14 protein-coding genes are annotated in these 17,822 nt (G+C 48.5%); 6 read left to right on the top strand and 8 right to left on the bottom strand.

Annotated elements, in window-relative coordinates; all coding sequences use genetic code 11:
• Positions 1-74 precede the first annotated feature (74 nt).
• The 8 genes from BVJ53_RS08300 to rpmH form a co-directional block, all read right to left on the bottom strand.
• Positions 75-551 (bottom strand): threonine/serine exporter family protein, encoded by a 477-nt coding sequence (locus BVJ53_RS08300; protein ID WP_129302008.1) that lies wholly within the window; start codon positions 549-551, stop codon positions 75-77.
• 1 nt (position 552) lies between these two features.
• Positions 553-1,317 (bottom strand): threonine/serine exporter family protein, encoded by a 765-nt coding sequence (locus BVJ53_RS08295; protein WP_129302007.1) that lies wholly within the window; start codon positions 1,315-1,317, stop codon positions 553-555.
• 353 nt (positions 1,318-1,670) lie between these two features.
• The gene (mnmG, locus tag BVJ53_RS08290; RefSeq protein WP_129302006.1) at positions 1,671-3,572 is read right to left on the bottom strand and encodes a tRNA uridine-5-carboxymethylaminomethyl(34) synthesis enzyme MnmG; all 1,902 of its coding nucleotides are present in this window, start codon (positions 3,570-3,572) and stop codon (positions 1,671-1,673) included.
• A 39-nt stretch (positions 3,573-3,611) separates the two neighbouring features.
• Positions 3,612-5,000 (bottom strand): tRNA uridine-5-carboxymethylaminomethyl(34) synthesis GTPase MnmE, encoded by a 1,389-nt coding sequence (mnmE, locus tag BVJ53_RS08285; protein WP_129302005.1) that lies wholly within the window; start codon positions 4,998-5,000, stop codon positions 3,612-3,614.
• Positions 5,001-5,373: 373 nt separating this feature from the next.
• Complete coding sequence (gene jag / locus BVJ53_RS08275; protein WP_129302004.1) at positions 5,374-6,141, bottom strand: RNA-binding cell elongation regulator Jag/EloR; 768 nt, start codon at positions 6,139-6,141, stop codon at positions 5,374-5,376.
• Between the two features lie 17 nt (positions 6,142-6,158).
• Positions 6,159-6,995 (bottom strand): YidC/Oxa1 family membrane protein insertase, encoded by an 837-nt coding sequence (locus BVJ53_RS08270; protein ID WP_129302003.1) that lies wholly within the window; start codon positions 6,993-6,995, stop codon positions 6,159-6,161.
• Positions 6,996-7,024: 29 nt separating this feature from the next.
• Positions 7,025-7,381: a ribonuclease P protein component gene (gene rnpA / locus BVJ53_RS08265; RefSeq protein ID WP_010490327.1), complete on the bottom strand. Its 357-nt coding sequence runs from the start codon at positions 7,379-7,381 to the stop codon at positions 7,025-7,027.
• Positions 7,382-7,792: 411 nt separating this feature from the next.
• Positions 7,793-7,933, bottom strand: coding sequence for a 50S ribosomal protein L34 (rpmH, locus tag BVJ53_RS08260; protein ID WP_003568442.1), 141 nt, complete (start codon positions 7,931-7,933; stop codon positions 7,793-7,795).
• 756 nt (positions 7,934-8,689) lie between these two features.
• Here rpmH and dnaA point away from each other — a divergent pair.
• From dnaA to gyrA, 6 genes are all read left to right on the top strand, one after another.
• Positions 8,690-10,039 carry a chromosomal replication initiator protein DnaA gene (gene dnaA, locus BVJ53_RS08250; protein ID WP_129302002.1) on the top strand — a complete coding sequence of 450 codons (1,350 nt, stop codon included), beginning with the start codon at positions 8,690-8,692 and terminating at the stop codon, positions 10,037-10,039.
• 173 nt (positions 10,040-10,212) lie between these two features.
• On the top strand, positions 10,213-11,352 hold the full coding sequence (dnaN, locus tag BVJ53_RS08245) for a DNA polymerase III subunit beta (protein WP_129302001.1): 1,140 nt from the start codon (positions 10,213-10,215) through the stop codon (positions 11,350-11,352).
• 397 nt (positions 11,353-11,749) lie between these two features.
• Positions 11,750-11,962: a S4 domain-containing protein YaaA gene (gene yaaA / locus BVJ53_RS08240; protein ID WP_129302000.1), complete on the top strand. Its 213-nt coding sequence runs from the start codon at positions 11,750-11,752 to the stop codon at positions 11,960-11,962.
• Complete coding sequence (gene recF, locus BVJ53_RS08235) at positions 11,959-13,077, top strand: DNA replication/repair protein RecF (RefSeq protein WP_129301999.1); 1,119 nt, start codon at positions 11,959-11,961, stop codon at positions 13,075-13,077. Before yaaA ends, recF begins: the two co-directional genes overlap by 4 nt.
• 42 nt (positions 13,078-13,119) lie before the next feature.
• Positions 13,120-15,081, top strand: coding sequence for a DNA topoisomerase (ATP-hydrolyzing) subunit B (gyrB, locus tag BVJ53_RS08230; RefSeq protein WP_129301998.1), 1,962 nt, complete (start codon positions 13,120-13,122; stop codon positions 15,079-15,081).
• A gap of 65 nt (positions 15,082-15,146) precedes the next feature.
• Complete coding sequence (gene gyrA / locus BVJ53_RS08225; RefSeq protein WP_129301997.1) at positions 15,147-17,771, top strand: DNA gyrase subunit A; 2,625 nt, start codon at positions 15,147-15,149, stop codon at positions 17,769-17,771.
• The last annotated feature ends 51 nt before the right edge of the window (positions 17,772-17,822 follow it).

The following is a 17,822-nucleotide window of genomic DNA, read 5'->3' as shown; positions in this document are numbered from 1 at the left end:
TTTGCCACAAAAATACGCCGTTACTCAATTGCAACAAGTTGAGCAGCGGCGTATTTTGTGTGCTTTAATCGGTTTCATTTTTGGGATTTTGTCTGAACCTCAGGTAGTTTGGCGATCAATCGAATCAAAAACGGGCGAATGGCTTTGAAAATCACTTCAGCCACCACGAACCCCACCGCCAAGGCCATCGCAATCAAAATAACATTATAAATCTGTTGTGCGGCACTGGCTGCTTTTCCCATGGTAAAACTGCGCGCGCCCAGATAAGCAATCCCACCTGGCACTAGCGAGACAAGGCTCGGTATGTAAATCGTATTCACCGGTACGCGATGGCGAATCGCAAAATAATTGCCTAACAACCCAATAATCACGGTAGCAGTGAAATTCGGCAGAACCAGACTGTGATCCTGCAAACTGATCAGCCAGTAAGCGCACCAGGAAACGCCGCCCGTAATCCCTGCTGGCAGCAATGCGCGCTTGGGAATATTGGTGATGACGCCAAAACCGATGCTCGATAAGATGCTAATAATAAATTCAACGAGTAACCTCACGTCAACGTCCCCCCAACACTTGCGTCAAGACAATCGCAATCACAACCCCGGAACCAATTGCCCCGGCGACAAAAACCGCGTCCACAGTTCGGACAATGCCGCTGATAATCTGCCGCGATAAAATTTCACGAATCGCGTTGGTAATTGCAACTCCCGGCACCAACGGCATCAGCGCACTGATAATAATATTACCAGCACTATCGCCCCAGCCAATATTCATGAGCAACTCCGCCAAAATCGCTACCACAAACGCCCCGGTCGCTTCTTTGAAATACGGCGTCGTGGTGCGGCGGCCGACAAATTCCGCGCCGAGATAACCAAAGATCCCGACAAAAAACGCCCACGCCAGATCACCGTTTGTCGCTTTAAACAGCAACATCGGCGCCACGGAAACCCAGCCAGCACCAAGAATGCGCGCCCACCAAGGAAAATTGATCACCTGTCGTTCAATTCGAGCTACTTCTCGCTCCAAATCTGAAAATGTGATTTTGTGGGCAACGAACTCCCGCGAAAGCTGATTCAGTTCATCCACCTTCTGCAAATTAAAGCCACCCAATGACGACTTGATCAAGCGCGTTCGACTCTCATTTTCCAAGCTGACAAACACCGCGGTAATGGTTGCATAACAGGCCACCCGCGCCCCGGCAGCATGACCGATATATTCAACCGTCGTCTCAATGCGCGACGTCTCCGCCCCGGCATTGAGCAAAATCTCACCGACCTTGCCGCAAACCTCTAAAATTTCTTCTGTATCCGGTTGGCTCATACGTCCTGCTCCTTATCGCGTTGCGTTTTACTAATTGTCGGCTTTTTTAGCGCCAGTGACAAGCGGTCCGCCATAAATAGCCATTTAAAAACAAGCTGTCACAACCTGATCGGAATTTCATCAGTTCCATACGTTAACCAATGAAAAAAGTCCACGATCTAGCAGCCCCTTTTTCCATTCTCACTTTGCTTAGTCACTTAATAAAATCTCAAACTAAGGCGCATTAACACCAAACATAACGACAACGACAACATAACAAATATCAGCAATAACAAAAAGATCAATAACAGCCGCGGCAAAAGAAAAAGCCAGAAGACTTGCAGCTCAAGTCTTCTGGCTTTTCATATTACTGCTCACTGCGCGACTTTACTAATCCGTCCCTGCTCAATATACACCGACAAAATCGCCACATCGGCCGGATTAACCCCGCTGATTCGGCTAGCTTGGGCAATCGTTGCCGGTTGGATTTTAACCAGTTTCTGCCGCGCTTCCGTTGCCAAACCATTGATGGCGTTGTAATCGATGCGGTTCGGAATCTTTTTGCCTTCAAGCCGCTTCAACTTGGCAACACTTGCTTCTTCCTTGGCAATGTAGCCGGCATACTTGATTTGAATTTCGACTTGTTCGATCACCCGATGATCTAGCTCCGGATTGTCAGGTAAAAATTGCGCCATGGTTTGATAGTCGATTTCCGGCCGCTTCAGGAAATCACTAGCGAGAACCCCATCTTTCAGAGGCGTAAAATGATGAGCTTCAAGCCACGGGTTAACGTCCTTGGGCTTCAACCGCGTCGTCTCCAGTCGCTTCAATTCAGTCGTGATGGCCTGGCGTTTCGCCAAAAAGGCAGCGTATCGCTTATCACTGATTAAACCAAGCTCGTGACCCATTGGCGTGAGGCGTAAGTCAGCATTGTCGTGGCGTAACAACAAACGGTATTCTGCGCGGCTCGTTAACAAGCGGTAAGGTTCGTTTGTGCCTTTGGTAACCAGATCATCAATCATGACCCCAATGTAAGCATCGGATCGCTTCAAAGTGAATGGTCCCTTACCTTGAGCACGGCGAGCCGCGTTGATTCCAGCAACAATCCCTTGACCAGCCGCTTCTTCATAGCCGCTGGTGCCATTCATCTGGCCAGCCGTGTACAGATTCTCAACAATTTTGGTTTCCAGTGTTGCTTTCAGCTGCCACGGTTCGATCACATCATACTCAATTGCATAACCGGGACGCATGAGCTCGGCCTTTTCCAAGCCCGCCACACTGTGCAGCATTTTCAATTGAATCTCTTCAGGCATGGACGTTGAAAAGTCGCCGACGTAATACTCGGAAGTGTCGCGGCCTTCAGGTTCCAGAAACAACTGATGGCGCGGCTTGTCGGCAAAACGGACAATTTTATCTTCGATGGATGGGCAATAGCGCGGACCGACACCCTTAATGACGCCGGAAAACATCGGCGCACGGTCCAGATTCTCACGAATGATTTGATGGGTCGTTGCGTTGGTATACGTCATCCAGCAGCTTAACTGATCTTTGAGATAAACCGAATCAGGAGTGGTAAAACTAAAGTGATTCGGCGTCGTGTCGCCGGGCTGTTCCTCGGTTTTGCTGAAATCAATCGTGTTGCCGTTGACTCGCGGCGGTGTGCCGGTTTTAAACCGGCGTAATTTGAAGCCGAGTTTCTCCAGGTTCTCGGATAACTTGATACTTGGCAGGCTGTTATTGGGACCGGAACTGTACATCAGCTCGCCGATGATAATCTTACCGCGGGAGCTAGTGCCAGCGGTGAGCACAACGCTTTTGGCCCGGTAAATCGCACCGGTCGCGGCCACGATGCCGACCGCTATACCGTCTTCGACCAGTACTTCATTTGCCAAACCCTGACGTAAATCCAGGTTGGGGGTGTTTTCAATGACGTGCTTCATGCTGCGATGATAGGCAGCTTTATCTGCCTGCGCTCTCAATGCCCGCACGGCCGGACCTTTACCGGTGTTAAGCATCCGCATCTGAATATAGGTACGGTCGATATTCTTGCCCATTTCACCGCCAAGTGCATCGATTTCGCGAACCACGATTCCTTTTGCCGGGCCGCCAACGCTCGGATTGCATGGCATGAACGCCAGCATTTCCAGGCTAATCGTCAGCAACAACGTTTTTTCACCCATGCGCGCCGCAGCTAAGGCAGCTTCACATCCGGCATGACCGGCGCCGACAACCACCACGTCATACTTGCCGGCTTCAAACTTCTTTACTTCTGGCATCTGATTTCCTCCAAGCATCTGTTTTCATCATATTAACGGTTACTTACCTAGGCAAAATTGGCTGAATAACTGGGTGATTAATTCATCCGGCGCACTTTCACCGGTAATTTCACCGAGTTTGTCCCATGCCGCGGTCATGTCAATTTGAACCAAATCAATTGGCATCCCTGCATGAATACCGGCAATCACAGCATCCAGACTCTTACTGGCCTGCCGCAACAGACCGATTTGGCGGGCATTTGAGACCATGACGGTACTTTGACTATTTTCAATGCCGCCAAAGAAAAGTTTGGCGATCCGCTCATCCAGCGCGTCCATCCCATCACTTGTAGGAATGGCTGTTTTAATGACTTCATGCGGTTTAACTAATTGGTACAAGGCGTCGGTATCAAGTTGCTTCGGCAGATCTTGTTTGTTTAAAACAATGATCCGCTTTTTGTCGGCAGTCGCCGTGATGAGTTCGCGATCTTCGGCAGTCAGCGGCTCACTTTGATCCAACACAAGCAAAATCAGATCGGCTTGCGTGATGGCTTGCCGGGATCGTTCGACGCCGATTTTTTCGACTTTATCGGTGGTGTCATGAATGCCGGCAGTGTCGACCAACTTCAACGGGACGCCGCGAACATTGACGTATTCCTCAAGCACATCTCGCGTGGTACCGGCAACATCAGTCACAATCGCTTTATCTTCATGCAGCATATGATTCAGCAGCGAACTTTTCCCGACATTCGGGCGACCGACAATCGCTGTCGCCAGTCCTTCGCGCAACACTTTGCCTTGACTAGCCGTTGTTAGCAGCTGTTCGATCGCCTTTTTGACAGTCTGCGCTTTTTCAAGCAGCATTTTAGTCGTCATTTCATCGGTGTCATATTCGGGATAGTCGATATTGACCTCAACTTGCGCCAACACTTCGAGAATTTCCTGCCGCAGCCGTTTTATTAATGTATGCAGATTCCCGTCAAGCTGATTGACAGCGACTTGCATGGCGCGATCGGTTTTGGCCCGAATCAGATCCATGACAGATTCGGCTTCGGTGAGATCAATGCGGCCATTTAAGAAGGCGCGTTTGGTAAATTCGCCGGGTTCGGCCATGCGCGCACCTTCGCCAAGCAATAATTGCAAAATGCGATTGGTCGCTACAATGCCGCCGTGACAGTTAATCTCCACCACGTCTTCGCGGGTGAACGTCTTCGGTGCCAACATCACGCTCACCATCACTTCATCAATCAAGTCGCCTGTTTCCGGGTCGACAATGTGGCCGTAGTGAATCGTATGGCTTTTGACTTTCGTGAGGTCTTTGCCTTTGAAAACTTTATTGGCGGTTGTCACAGCAGTTTCGCCGCTGAGCCGGACAATACTGATGGCACCTTCGCCAGGCGGTGTCGAAATCGCTGCGATGGTGTCGTAAGCGGTGATAGATGTTGACATGACGGAAGACTCTCCTTTTTTGATGGTTTTGGGACAGATTCATGAGTACGTTTTTTGTGAGGGGCTGTGAGATATGCAAATCCGTTCTATATAGAGGCAATTATAGGTGGAACTTGCATATTCTATAACGCGCTCCCCGGCGCAGGAGCCTATGTGTAAGGACCTTGGTCGCAATGGCTAAGACCGGCCATCACGCCCAAGGCCACTTACACTCCGGCTTCTAACCGGGCTGGCTCACGCTCACTTCACAAAAAAAGTGCCGAATCCAGTCTCTGCCCCTGTTTAGGAGAGACTGGATAAAGCACTTTGACTACTTCATCGTTATTAAACTGAGATCATCATACTGAAATGTAGGCTACTTGTCAAAAGTTAGTTATGGTCGTTTTGGGGTGACCACGACGTAGCGGCGAGGGTCGACGCCTTCGGAATGGGTGTCGACGTATTGATTGTCGGCTAGTGTCGTGTGGATGGCTTTGCGTTCGAATGATGGCATTGGATCTAAGTAAATAGCTTTGCCGGTAGCCAGAACCTCACGCGCCGTGCGTTCTGCTAAACGCTTGACAGTATCTTGGCGGCGTTCACGGTAATCGCCGACGTCAAGCATAATGGTCCATTTGCTTTTGGCATAGTGGTTGAATTCGGTTTGGGCTAAGTATTGAATGGCATTGATAATTTTACCGTGTTTGCCGATTAATAGCCCTTCTTCATCGGTTTTGAGTTGAAAGGTGACGGTATTGCCTTGACGTTCACTGCTGACTTGCGTCTTGATACCCATGCCGCTGGTAATATCTTCTAAATAACTTTGGACCATCGCCAGGGCCGTTTGATTATCGCGCTTTTTGGTTGTGATATCGTTAAATGCGCTGGCAATCTTCTTGCCGGCACTGTCGGTCAACGCCACCGCAAACTTGCTTGGCTTTGATTTACCTGCAGCCGCATCTTCACCTGATTTAGGATCAGGCGGATCTGCTGGCGGTTCTAATGGTTTCAGATTGACAATCGCCGGTTTGCGCATCAAGCCCAGGAAGCCGTTCTTGTTTTCTTGAACGACTTGAACACTGACGGCATCACGTGGCAAACCAAGTTGTTTCAGCCCTGTTTCGATGGCTTTTTGAATCGTACTGCCTTGAAAGGTTGGCATCTTGCTTCCTCCCGTTGTTATCTACGCCGTTTGGTCGCTTTCTTATAAGCCTTTTTGAGTGCGCGTTCTTTCTCTTTTTCTGCCCGCGCTTTTTCTTCACGCTCACGCCGAATCTTGAATGGGTTTTGAATCAGTAACTGTTGAACCATTGAAAAGGCGTTGGTAACGACCCAGTAAATGGCCAGCGCACTTGGCAAGGATATGGAGAAAATAAAAATCATTAGCGGCGAAATGATCGTCATGATCCAACTGCTTGAATTGCGAGTTGGTTGCGCCATCATGGATAAAATGCTAGTGCCTAACGTGAATAAGGTAGCCAAAATCTGCATTATCCATAGTGGATCAGGTTTGGACAGATTCATCCACAAAAATGTGCCGGACTGCAGCGAAGGTGTTCTCAAAATTGCCTGATACAATGCGATCAAAAATGGCATCTGAATCACGATTGGCAAACAGCCCATTACCGGATTGACGCCAGCAGATGCATACAGTTTTTGGGTCTCGTCACGCAGTTTGGTCTGTGTCTCTGTGTCCTTAGAACTATATTTATTCTGTAGTTCTTTCAGCTGTGGCGCGATTTCTTGTTGCTTGGCCATACTCTTGATGGACAAGTAGCTCAACGGGAAAATCAAAATCCGGATGATCAACGTAAAGGCAATAATCCCGACACCAGGGTTGCCGCCGAACAGATCCGCCAACCAGATAACAAATTGGCCGGCAGTATAAACAACGTAACGATCCCAGAATCCAGTGCTGTGTTCTGTCACCGGCCCAGTGCCACAGGCGGTCAGAATGAAAACCAGACTCAGCATGCTCGCAATGACAAGCAGGCGTTTGATTTGACGTTTTTTCACAAATAATCCCTCTCTTAACCTAAGCATGGTCAGATAACCTCGATATCTTCGTTCAGGATACCCGCCAAACGCATGACATGGATCAGGTTCTTTTTGGTTTCAGCCATATCGAGCTGATTAGCGGACTTACGCGCGATGACCAGAAAATCAGTCTGCGGATCAATGTCGGGTTTTAACTCGAGCAGGCTTTGACGAATATAGCGTTTAATCTGGTTACGCATAACCGCAGTATGGCCAACCTTCTTGCCCACAGAGATCCCCACCCGAAAATGGGGTTGATCCCGTTTCATGTGATAGATCACAAAATTGCGGTTGGCAACCGAATCGCCGTGGTCAAACACATTTTGAAATTCTGCTTCTTTTTTGATCCGATACGACTTGCGCAATGATGCTCCCTCACAATCTGATTCTAAGTATACAAGACGAGTTGATGTTTTCCTATATGTATCAGCAGCTGACTGCCGATTTTATATGAGAAATGGGATTTTAGACAATGACCAAAATGAACGGCAACGACCAACAATCGGGTCATTGCCGTTCATTGGATGGCTGGGTGAGACGCGTGAACTCGGGTAGAAACCTGCGTGTAAGGACCTTGGCCGCAATGGCAAAGACCGCCATCACGGGTAGCTGCCCGAGAACTCTCCGAAACGCGCTCACCGGCGCAGAAGCCTGCACATAAGGACCTCAGCCCTAAATGGCCAAAGTCCAGCCATTTAGGGCTGAGGCCACTTATGCTCCGGCTTCTAACCGCGCCGGTTCGCGCTCTTAAAAAAACCACTGACGCGGTCAGTGGCTTAGGCGGATAATACTTTACGTCCTTTAGCGCGACGGCGTGCTAAAACTTTGCGGCCGTTCTTTGTGCTCATTCGTTTCATGAAACCATGAACACGTTCGCGGTGACGTTTCTTTGGTTGGAAAGTACGTTTGGTTGTCATTGACGACACCTCCTATAAAACCCGATTTATCTTATTAAGATGACTTGCATTATCAGACATCATCCGAGTTTACACGAGGACGCAAGCTGCGTCAAGGTTTTTTCGCTGACATGGGTGATCTTTTTTAGGCTTTTCGTTGTCTTGACGGTTACGCACTGTTGCCGGTCGGTCTGTGGATAACTTGTGCATCGCAAAAATTTGTTTTCTTTGTTGTGCACAACTGCTGCACAGCCAATTCGCAAAATCACAGGAGTGTTGATATAGTTATCCACAGGCTGTTAGGGGCTTGTTAATATCTTGTGAAACACTTACTATTATGAGGTTTCAGCTCCACAGACATCATGTGCATAACTGTATTTTCTTATTACTGCGCTGTCGGTATCCTCAGGTCTGGGGATAATTTGTTCGCACCTTGTTTATTTCTCGAATTTTTGTTTGTGGAAAACTGTGATTTCTGTGGAAAACTCGGTTCTGCAATGCTAAACTTATTTTTGCAGAACTATTTTCGATCTAACCAGAACCAGCATTTATATCTATTCATTAGCTGAACTTAATCCTGCTCATCTTGATCGGCCTGTGTTTAAGTCGGCAATTTTAGGTTAAACCACATTTAGCGTTTATTGATCCACCTGTTGACAACTATGGTAGTTGCCTTGGTTTCTTATGCGCTGATGTGCTGTTCGCGTATCATCACATGTTAGCCATCGGCGGCTTTTTGTACGCTGATGACAACCGCTATTTAGAGGAGGGGCGTTTATGCCCAATTTAGAGGAGCTTTGGGCTTACCTGAATGATAAATTCCGTGAAGAGTTGACCCCAGTCGGCTACAGCACATGGATTCAAACAGCCAAACCCGTTAAATTAACCAAAGATAAACTTGAAATCGAAGTCCCGGCATCATTGCACAAAGCTTACTGGGAGAAAAATCTGGTTACCAAAGTCGTGGAAGGCGTTTACGAGTTTGCCCAGCTGGAAGTTGACCCGGTGATCATGACCAAAGACGAGTTGCAGCCAGTCATGACGCATCAGCAACAGCCTGCTGCCGACGACGATGATCAACAACTAACTTTTAAGGCAAAAACGCACCTCAATCCGAAATACACGTTTGACCGGTTCGTGATCGGCAAAGGCAACCAAATGGCGCATGCGGCGGCTTTGGCGGTGGCCGAGGCTCCTGGCACAACGTATAATCCGCTGTTTATTTATGGTGGCGTCGGTTTGGGCAAGACCCATTTGATGCAGGCGATCGGTAACCTGGTTTTGGACAATAATCCGGCAGCTAACATTAAATATGTCACCAGTGAGAATTTTGCCAATGACTTCATTAACTCGATTCAAACCAAACAGCAGGAACAATTTCGTCAGGAGTACCGCAATGTTGACCTGCTGTTGGTTGATGATATTCAGTTTTTTGGCGACAAAGAGGCCACACAGGAAGAGTTCTTCCATACGTTCAACACGCTATACGAAAATATGAAGCAGATCGTGCTTACCAGCGATCGCTTGCCAAACGAGATTCCTAAGTTGCAGGAACGTCTGGTGTCGCGGTTTAACAAAGGCTTGTCCGTTGACGTCACGCCGCCTGATCTTGAAACCCGCATCGCGATCTTACGCAACAAAGCCGATGCCGAAGATCTCAGCATTCCTGATGACACGCTTTCTTATATTGCCGGCCAAATCGAAAGTAACGTTCGTGATTTGGAAGGCGCTTTGGTGCGTGTGCAAGCTTTTTCTACTATGAAAAATGAAGATATCACCACCAGTTTGGCCGCCGATGCATTAAAGGCGCTTAAACTTGATGATCGCAGCGGACAACTGACTATCGCGCAGATACTGGACGCTGTCGCCAAATATTTTCAGGTCACCGTGCAGGATCTAAAAGGTAAGAAACGGGTCAAGCAAATTGTGATTCCCCGCCAGATTGCAATGTATCTGGCGCGAGAAATGACCGATAATAGTTTGCCGAAAATCGGCCAAGAAATTGGCGGCAAAGATCATACCACCGTCATTCACGCGCATGAAAAAATTATGTCAGCGATGACGACGAATGAAGATCTTAAAGCCCAAGTCATCGAACTACGAAATATTCTTAAAAATCGTGGATAATCCCCTTGTGGACAACTGCGAAAAGCAGCCGTGTTTGTCCCTTGCACTTATCCACAGGTGCATAACTTCTCTAGCTGTTGTTTCTCAAAGTTTTCCACAGTTTGAACACGACCTATTACTATTACTTAAAAAGCTTTATATTATATATATAAATAAACGTACGGGAGGCTCTTATGAAATTTACGATTACCCGATCCACGTTCTTAAAAACCTTAAATGACGTTGCCAGGGCTATTTCAACCAAAACCACGATTCCGATCCTGACAGGTTTAAAAATCGTCCTCACTGATACAGGGCTGGTGCTAACCGGTAGTGATGCCGATATTTCAATTGAATCACGTATCAATGTTGCTGATGAAAACAACGATCTTCAAATCGAGAGCATCGGAGAAATCGTGTTACCTGCACGTTTCTTTAGTGAAATCGTCAAACGCCTGCCTGAAGATACGATGACTTTGGAAGTCAAAGACAATTTTCAAACCGTCATTACCTCTGGTGCATCTGAATTTACCATCAATGGTTTGGATGCCAACAACTATCCTCGTTTGCCGGAAATTACCGCTGATGAAGCGCTGACCGTTCCCGCTGACGTGTTGCGGCAATTGATTAATCAGACAGTTATTGCCGTTTCCAATCAAGAAAGTCGCCCGATCCTGACCGGTGTGCATTTCACGATTATGGGTAATGAGTTAGTAGCTGTTGCAACGGATTCACATCGGTTAGCGCAACGAACCCTGACATTGCCAAGTGCAAGCACCACCAATTACGACATCATTATTCCCGGTAAGAGCCTCACCGAATTAAGCCGCATGCTGAGCGATGATGTGGAAAAGATCGAAATTCGGATTGCCGAAAATCAGGTACTGTTCGTTTTCGGCCAGACAGCTTTTTATTCGCGACTGCTGGAAGGCAATTATCCGGACACCAGTCGCCTGATTCCAACATCAAGCAACACCCAAGTCGAATTCGATGCGCCGACATTATTGGCATCGATTCAACGGGCCAGCTTGCTGAGCCATGAAAGCAGCAATAATGTGGTTCGGTTAGAGCTCAATATCACGGATCAAAAAGCGACAATTTACGGCAACTCGCCTGATGTCGGGAATGTCGAAGAAGTTCTTAGCTTTAACAAGTTAACCGGTGATGATCTTGAAATTTCATTTAATCCTGACTACATGAAAGATGCGCTGCAAGGCTTTGGCCAAACTGCTATCGAAGCGGACTTCACAGCTCCGTTGCGCCCATTCACCTTGGTACCGACAGAAGATAAAGAAAAATTCATTCAGCTTATCACGCCTGTTCGGACGTTCTAAGGAATTACTGACTTAACACGTTAAGAAAAAAAGGTTCTGGAGAATTTCTCCGGAATCTTTTTTCTTATGTATGCACGTTTGCTATGCTGCCAACAAGTATTTCAGCAAACTAGTTCAGGTGAGCTGACTTGTCCAAGCATGATACTAACTGAGTCTAGCTAAAAATTGCTTTAGACTAGCCTAAAAACAGTAAAAGTGAAAATTTGGCTGTTTTTGGGCTTTTTAGAGGTTTTAGTCTAGGGGGGCGTCTTGGTGTTAAATTGGCTCAGAACCGCTTAAATGACCGTTTAGAATTGTTTTTTAATGAGCGAAAGGGTATAATTGTTATGTGTTCATCTGCGGCAAATCGTGTCAAATCGCGATTTGCCGGTACTTTTTGGATTGGAGGGCGACGACCATGACAACCATCAAAATCACGACCGCATTTTTGACATTGGGTCAGTTTCTGAAAGAAGCCGGTCTGATTGACAGCGGTGGTGCGGCTAAGTGGTATCTAGGTGCGCACCCGGTGACCGTCAACGGTGCCGCCGAAGACCGTCGTGGCCGGAAGCTATATCCCGATGATCAGATTGAAGTTGCCGGTCAGACTTATGTGATCGTGAGCGCATGAAGCTGGATCATTTAACGTTAAAGGATTATCGCAATTATGCCAGTGTCGATGCGGCGTTATCGCCCGAAATCAATGTTTTGATCGGCGAAAATGCGCAAGGTAAGACCAACTTGCTTGAGGCCATTTACGTTTTGGCATTGGCGCGCAGTCACCGAACCAATAACGACAAGGAATTAATCCGGTTCGGAAGCGATTTTGCACGGGTTTCCGGACGAATTTCCCGACAGAGCGGCACCCATCAACTGGAGCTTGTCATCAGTCATCAAGGTAAGCGGGCCCGAATTGATCGGATCGAACAATCGAAGCTTTCGCAATACTTAGGACATTTCAATGTCATTTTGTTTGCCCCTGAGGACTTGGCGATCGTTAAGGGAAGCCCAGCTGGCCGGCGTCGATTTATCGACATGGAGTTTGGCCAGATGAGCTCGAAATATCTCTATAACCTGAGTCAATACAAAATATTCCTCAAGCAGCGCAATGCCTACTTAAAGCAACTGAAATACCATCAGGCCAAAGATCTTGTGTATCTAGATGTTTTGACGGATTCGCTAGCTGCCTTTGGGGCCGAGTTGATTGCCGCGCGTGCCAAGCTATTGCAAACCATGTCGGATTACGCTGCAGCGATTCAACAGGATATTACCAAAGGACGCGAAACGTTACGCTTTTCATACCAGACACAGGTTGATACCGAGGCGCAGCAAAATAGTGAAGCAGCTTATGCAGCGTTGGGTACGTTGTTTGCGAAGCAGCAGGCGCGCGAAATCGAGCAAGGCACCAGTTTAGTCGGACCGCATCGCGATGATGTCGCCTTCATTGTGAATGATAAGAATGTTGCTGATTTCGGCAGTCAGGGACAGCAGCGCACCACGGCTTTGGCGGTCAAGTTGGCGGAAATCGATTTAATGAAGGATCAGACTGGCGAGTATCCGGTTTTGCTGCTGGATGACGTTTTGTCTGAACTTGATGCGATGCGCCAGACCCACTTGCTTAAAGCCATTCAAAGCAAAGTCCAGACGTTTCTGACGACCACCAGTCTGGATGGTATTCAGAAAGAAATCATCACGGCACCAGCGATTTTCCGGGTGCAGGATGGGGTTTTGACTAAACAGGCATAGGCTTGCTGTATCGGAAAACGCGTTTTTTAAGGAGGATAACCAGTGACGGACAAGAAAGAATCGGCCGAAGAGAAGAAAGAAGAGCTGGCAGCAGAATATGATGCCAGCCAGATTCAAGTGCTTTCAGGCTTGGAAGCGGTGCGGAAGCGGCCAGGGATGTATATTGGCTCCACAAGTAGCCAAGGTCTGCACCATTTGGTTTGGGAAATTATTGACAATGGTATTGATGAAGCGTTAGCGGGGTTTGCGACTCAAATCGAAATCGAAGTCAATCCGGACAACAGTGTCACCGTAACCGATAATGGTCGCGGAATTCCGGTCGATATCCAAGCGAAAACCGGTCGACCGGCACTGGAGACCGTTTATACGGTTCTGCATGCCGGTGGTAAATTCGGCGGTGGCGGTTATAAAGTGTCCGGCGGGTTGCACGGTGTCGGCGCTTCTGTTGTCAACGCCTTGTCGACGAATCTGGATGTGACGGTCAGCCGTGGTGGCAAGCGTTATTACATTGATTTTATCCGCGGCAAGGTGCGTACGCCGATGAAGGTCATCGGCACGGCGCCGGAACACGAGCACGGGACCAAAGTTCATTTTCAGCCAGATCCGGACATTTTTACCGAGACGACAACCTTTGATGATAAAGTGCTGACAACGCGGATTCGGGAATTGGCGTTTTTGAACAAAGGCCTTAAGCTGACGTTTACCGATAAGCGTGCAGCCACCCACGAGAAGCTGGTCTTCCATTATGAAGGCGGCTTGAAATCCTATGTCGACTTTTTGACAGAGAAAAAAGAGAACCTGCTTCAAGAGCCGATTTATGTGGAAGGTCAGGATAAGGGGATCACGGTGGAAGTGGCGCTGCAATATACTAACGATTATCACAGCACGCTGCTGACGTTTGCCAATAATATCCACACGTATGAAGGCGGCACGCACGAAACCGGGTTTAAAACGGCGCTGACCCGCGTCATTAATGATTATGCCCGACGCTCCGGAGCGTTGAAAGACAGCGATGACCCACTGAGCGGCGATGATGTGCGTGAAGGGTTAACGGCGGTTGTCTCGGTCAAGCACCCTGATCCGCAATTTGAAGGGCAGACCAAGACAAAGCTGGGTAACTCGGATGCGCGGACGGTCGTGGATCGAACATTTTCCGATCATTTTAACAAGTTTCTGATGGAACACCCGGCTGACGGCAAGTTGATCATTGATAAGGCCATGCTTGCCAGCAAAGCCCGTCTAGCTGCCAAAAGAGCCCGCGAAGTGACCCGCAAAAAGAGCGGTTTGGAAATTTCCAACTTGCCGGGTAAATTGGCCGACAACACCAGCAAAGATCCGGAAATTTCGGAATTGTTTATTGTCGAAGGGGATTCTGCCGGCGGTTCGGCGAAATCCGGCCGCAGCCGTTTGACCCAGGCGATTTTACCGATTCGTGGGAAGATTTTGAATGTTGAAAAGGCTTCGATGGAACGGATTTTGGCTAACGAAGAAATTCGGACCTTGTTTACGGCGATGGGCACCGGCTTCGGCCAGGATTTTGACATCGGCAAAGCGCGGTATCACAAGCTGATTATCATGACCGATGCCGATGTCGACGGCGCGCATATTCGTACATTGCTCCTGACGCTGATTTATCGCTATATGCGGCCTGTACTGGATGCTGGCTACGTTTATATCGCACAGCCGCCATTGTATCGCTTGCGACAAGGCAAAATGATGAAGTACATCGATTCTGATGAAGAATTACAGGACATTCTCGGGCAATTGCCGCCAAGTCCCAAACCGGATATTCAACGGTACAAAGGGCTGGGCGAAATGGATGCCAGTCAGCTTTGGGAAACGACCATGAATCCGGATACGCGACGCCTGTTACGGGTATCGCCAAAAGACGCGGAAGAAGCCGATGGTATTTTTGAAATGCTGATGGGTGACCATGTTGAACCGCGGCGGAAATTCATTGAAGAAAACGCGGTCTTCGTTGACCCGAACAATATTGATGTGTAATGGACCGGCTTTCGGATTGGAAACAGGCCGGATAAGAGAACTTTTGAGAGGAGACTTTTCGCTTAATGGATGATCGCCAAGAAAGCCGGATTACGAATGTGAATCTCGGCGAAACAATGCGTAAATCATTCCTTGAATACGCGATGAGTGTCATTGTGGCGCGGGCCCTGCCTGATGTCCGCGATGGCCTCAAGCCGGTTCAACGACGGATTCTGTATGGCATGAATGAACTCGGAGTGACGCCGGATAAGCCGTATAAGAAGAGTGCGCGGATTGTCGGGGATGTTATGGGGAAATACCATCCGCATGGTGACAGCTCGATTTATGAAGGACTCGTGCGGATGGCGCAGGATTTCAGCTATCGATATATGCTCGTTGATGGCCACGGGAATTTCGGCTCGGTCGACGGTGACGGTGCCGCGGCGATGCGGTACACCGAAGCCCGGATGAGCAAAATCGCTGTTGAAATGTTGCGCGATATCAATAAAGACACGATTGATTTTCAGGATAACTACGATGGAACGGAAAAAGAGCCGGTAGTTTTGCCAGCACGGTTCCCGAATTTACTCGTTAACGGCGCGACCGGGATTGCGGTGGGGATGACCACCAATATTCCGCCACATAATTTGTCTGAAACCATTTCTGCCTTGCATGTGCTGATGGATCATCCGGATGCGACCACAGCTGACTTAATGCAGGCGCTGCCGGGGCCTGATTTTCCGACAGGCGGCGTTGTCATGGGCAAGTCCGGTATTCGTCATGCGTATGAAACCGGCCGCGGGACAATCGTGTTGCGTGGGAAAGTCGATGTTCAGACCGAAAAATCCGGCCGCGAACGGATCGTCATCACCGAAATTCCATATATGGTCAACAAGGCCAAAATGGTGGAACGAATCGCGGATCTGGTTCACGAAAAGAAGATCGATGGTATTGTCACGTTGCGCGATGAATCTGACCGTGACGGGATGCGGATTGTCATTGACGTGCGGCGGGATGCCAGTGCTTCGGTGATTTTGAACAATCTGTACAAGCTAACACCGTTGCAGACAGGTTTTTCATTCAACATGGTCGCAATTGTCAACGGCGCCCCGAAGCTGTTGAGTCTCAAACAGATTCTGCAATACTACTTGGATCACCAGGAAAATGTCATTCGGCGGCGGACGCAATATGAGCTGAAGAAGGCCAAGGCCCGGGAGCATATTCTCGAAGGCTTGCGGATTGCGCTTGATCATATTGATGAAATCATCACGATTATCCGCAGTTCCGAAACCGGGGATAAGGCAAAAGTCATCTTAATGGACAAGTTCAATTTGTCCGACAAACAAAGCCAAGCCATTTTGGACATGCGGCTGGTTCGCCTGACCGGTCTGGAACGCGACAAGGTTGAAAACGAATATAAAGATGTGGAAGCAGCCATTGCCGATTACACCGATATTCTTGCCAAACCTGAACGGGTTCACCAGATCATTTACGACGAATTGCTGGAAATCCAAAAGAAATTCGGCGACAAGCGGCGGACCGAACTGCTAGTCGGCGAAGTGCTAAGTCTTGAAGATGAAGATCTGATTGAACAAGAAGATGTCGTGATCACGTTGAGCCATAACGGTTACGTCAAGCGACTGGCTACCAGCGAGTTTAAGGCACAAAATCGAGGCGGACGCGGCATTCAGGGGATGAACGTCCATGATGATGACTTCGTTGAACACTTGATTTCGACTTCCACGCATGACGTGCTCCTATTCTTCACCAACAAAGGGAAAGTTTATCGGAGCAAAGGTTACGAGATTCCGGAATACAGCCGAACTGCAAAAGGCATTCCAATCATCAATCTGCTGGGTGTCGGTGCTGGTGAAAAGATTCAGACCGTCGTCAACGTACATGAAGACCAAAAGGATGATCGTTATCTCTTCTTCGTCACGCAAAACGGTGTGGTGAAACGCACGCCGGTCAAAGAATTTGCCAACATCCGCAGCAATGGCCTGATTGCGTTGAATCTGAAGGATCAGGACGAACTTAACAACGTCATTTTGACATCAGGCAACGACAATATCCTGATTGGCACACACTTAGGTTACAGTGTCGCCTTTAAGGAACAGGATGTGCGTTCGATGGGCCGGACAGCGACAGGGGTTCGCGGCATTCGGTTGCGCGACCATGATTACGTTGTCGGTTCCGACATTCTCAAACCGGATTCAGAAGTCTTCGTGATTTCAGAAAAGGGCTACGGTAAGCGTACTGCCGCGAAGGAATACCCGATTAAGGGCCGCGGCGGTAAAGGGATCAAAACCGCCAACATTACGGAAAAGAATGGCCCGCTTGCCGGTGTGACAACGGTTAACGGTACTGAAGATATTCTGGTCATGACTGATTCCGGTGTCATGATTCGCTTCAATATCCAAAGTGTCTCGCAAACCGGCCGCGCAACATTAGGCGTTCGCTTGATTCGGGTTGACGATGATGCCAAGGTCGCAACCATGGCCAAGGTCGAACCGGAAACCGATGATCCGGAAGATGGCGACAAGCCGGACCAGCCAACCGATCCGCAAGCCGGACCGACTGATGCTGAGCCAAAACAGGAGCCGGCTGACGGGCAATACGCAGGCAACGCCGATGAGCAAGTCAACAAACTGCTGGATCGAGCTGAGACCGATCAGCCTGCATCTGATACTAATAGCGATGACGAGGACTAAAAGTGCCTGAGTCATTATGAGGAATACCGTTCAATCCTGCCCAGATGATGG

The organism is Lacticaseibacillus chiayiensis, from assembly GCF_004123795.1.
Classification (GTDB): Bacteria; Bacillota; Bacilli; order Lactobacillales; family Lactobacillaceae; genus Lacticaseibacillus; species Lacticaseibacillus chiayiensis.
This window is presented reverse-complemented; position numbering and strand designations above follow the sequence as displayed.

Coding starts and splice junctions, on each gene's coding strand:
- BVJ53_RS08295 (WP_129302007.1), bottom strand. CDS start 1,317: ATGAGCCAACCGGATACAGAAGAAATTTTAGAGGTTTGCGGCAAGGTC.
- mnmG (WP_129302006.1), bottom strand. CDS start 3,572: ATGCCAGAAGTAAAGAAGTTTGAAGCCGGCAAGTATGACGTGGTGGTT.
- mnmE (WP_129302005.1), bottom strand. CDS start 5,000: ATGTCAACATCTATCACCGCTTACGACACCATCGCAGCGATTTCGACA.
- jag (WP_129302004.1), bottom strand. CDS start 6,141: ATGCCAACCTTTCAAGGCAGTACGATTCAAAAAGCCATCGAAACAGGG.
- rpmH (WP_003568442.1), bottom strand. CDS start 7,933: ATGACAACCAAACGTACTTTCCAACCAAAGAAACGTCACCGCGAACGT.
- dnaA (WP_129302002.1), top strand. CDS start 8,690: ATGCCCAATTTAGAGGAGCTTTGGGCTTACCTGAATGATAAATTCCGT.
- dnaN (WP_129302001.1), top strand. CDS start 10,213: ATGAAATTTACGATTACCCGATCCACGTTCTTAAAAACCTTAAATGAC.
- yaaA (WP_129302000.1), top strand. CDS start 11,750: ATGACAACCATCAAAATCACGACCGCATTTTTGACATTGGGTCAGTTT.
- recF (WP_129301999.1), top strand. CDS start 11,959: ATGAAGCTGGATCATTTAACGTTAAAGGATTATCGCAATTATGCCAGT.
- gyrA (WP_129301997.1), top strand. CDS start 15,147: ATGGATGATCGCCAAGAAAGCCGGATTACGAATGTGAATCTCGGCGAA.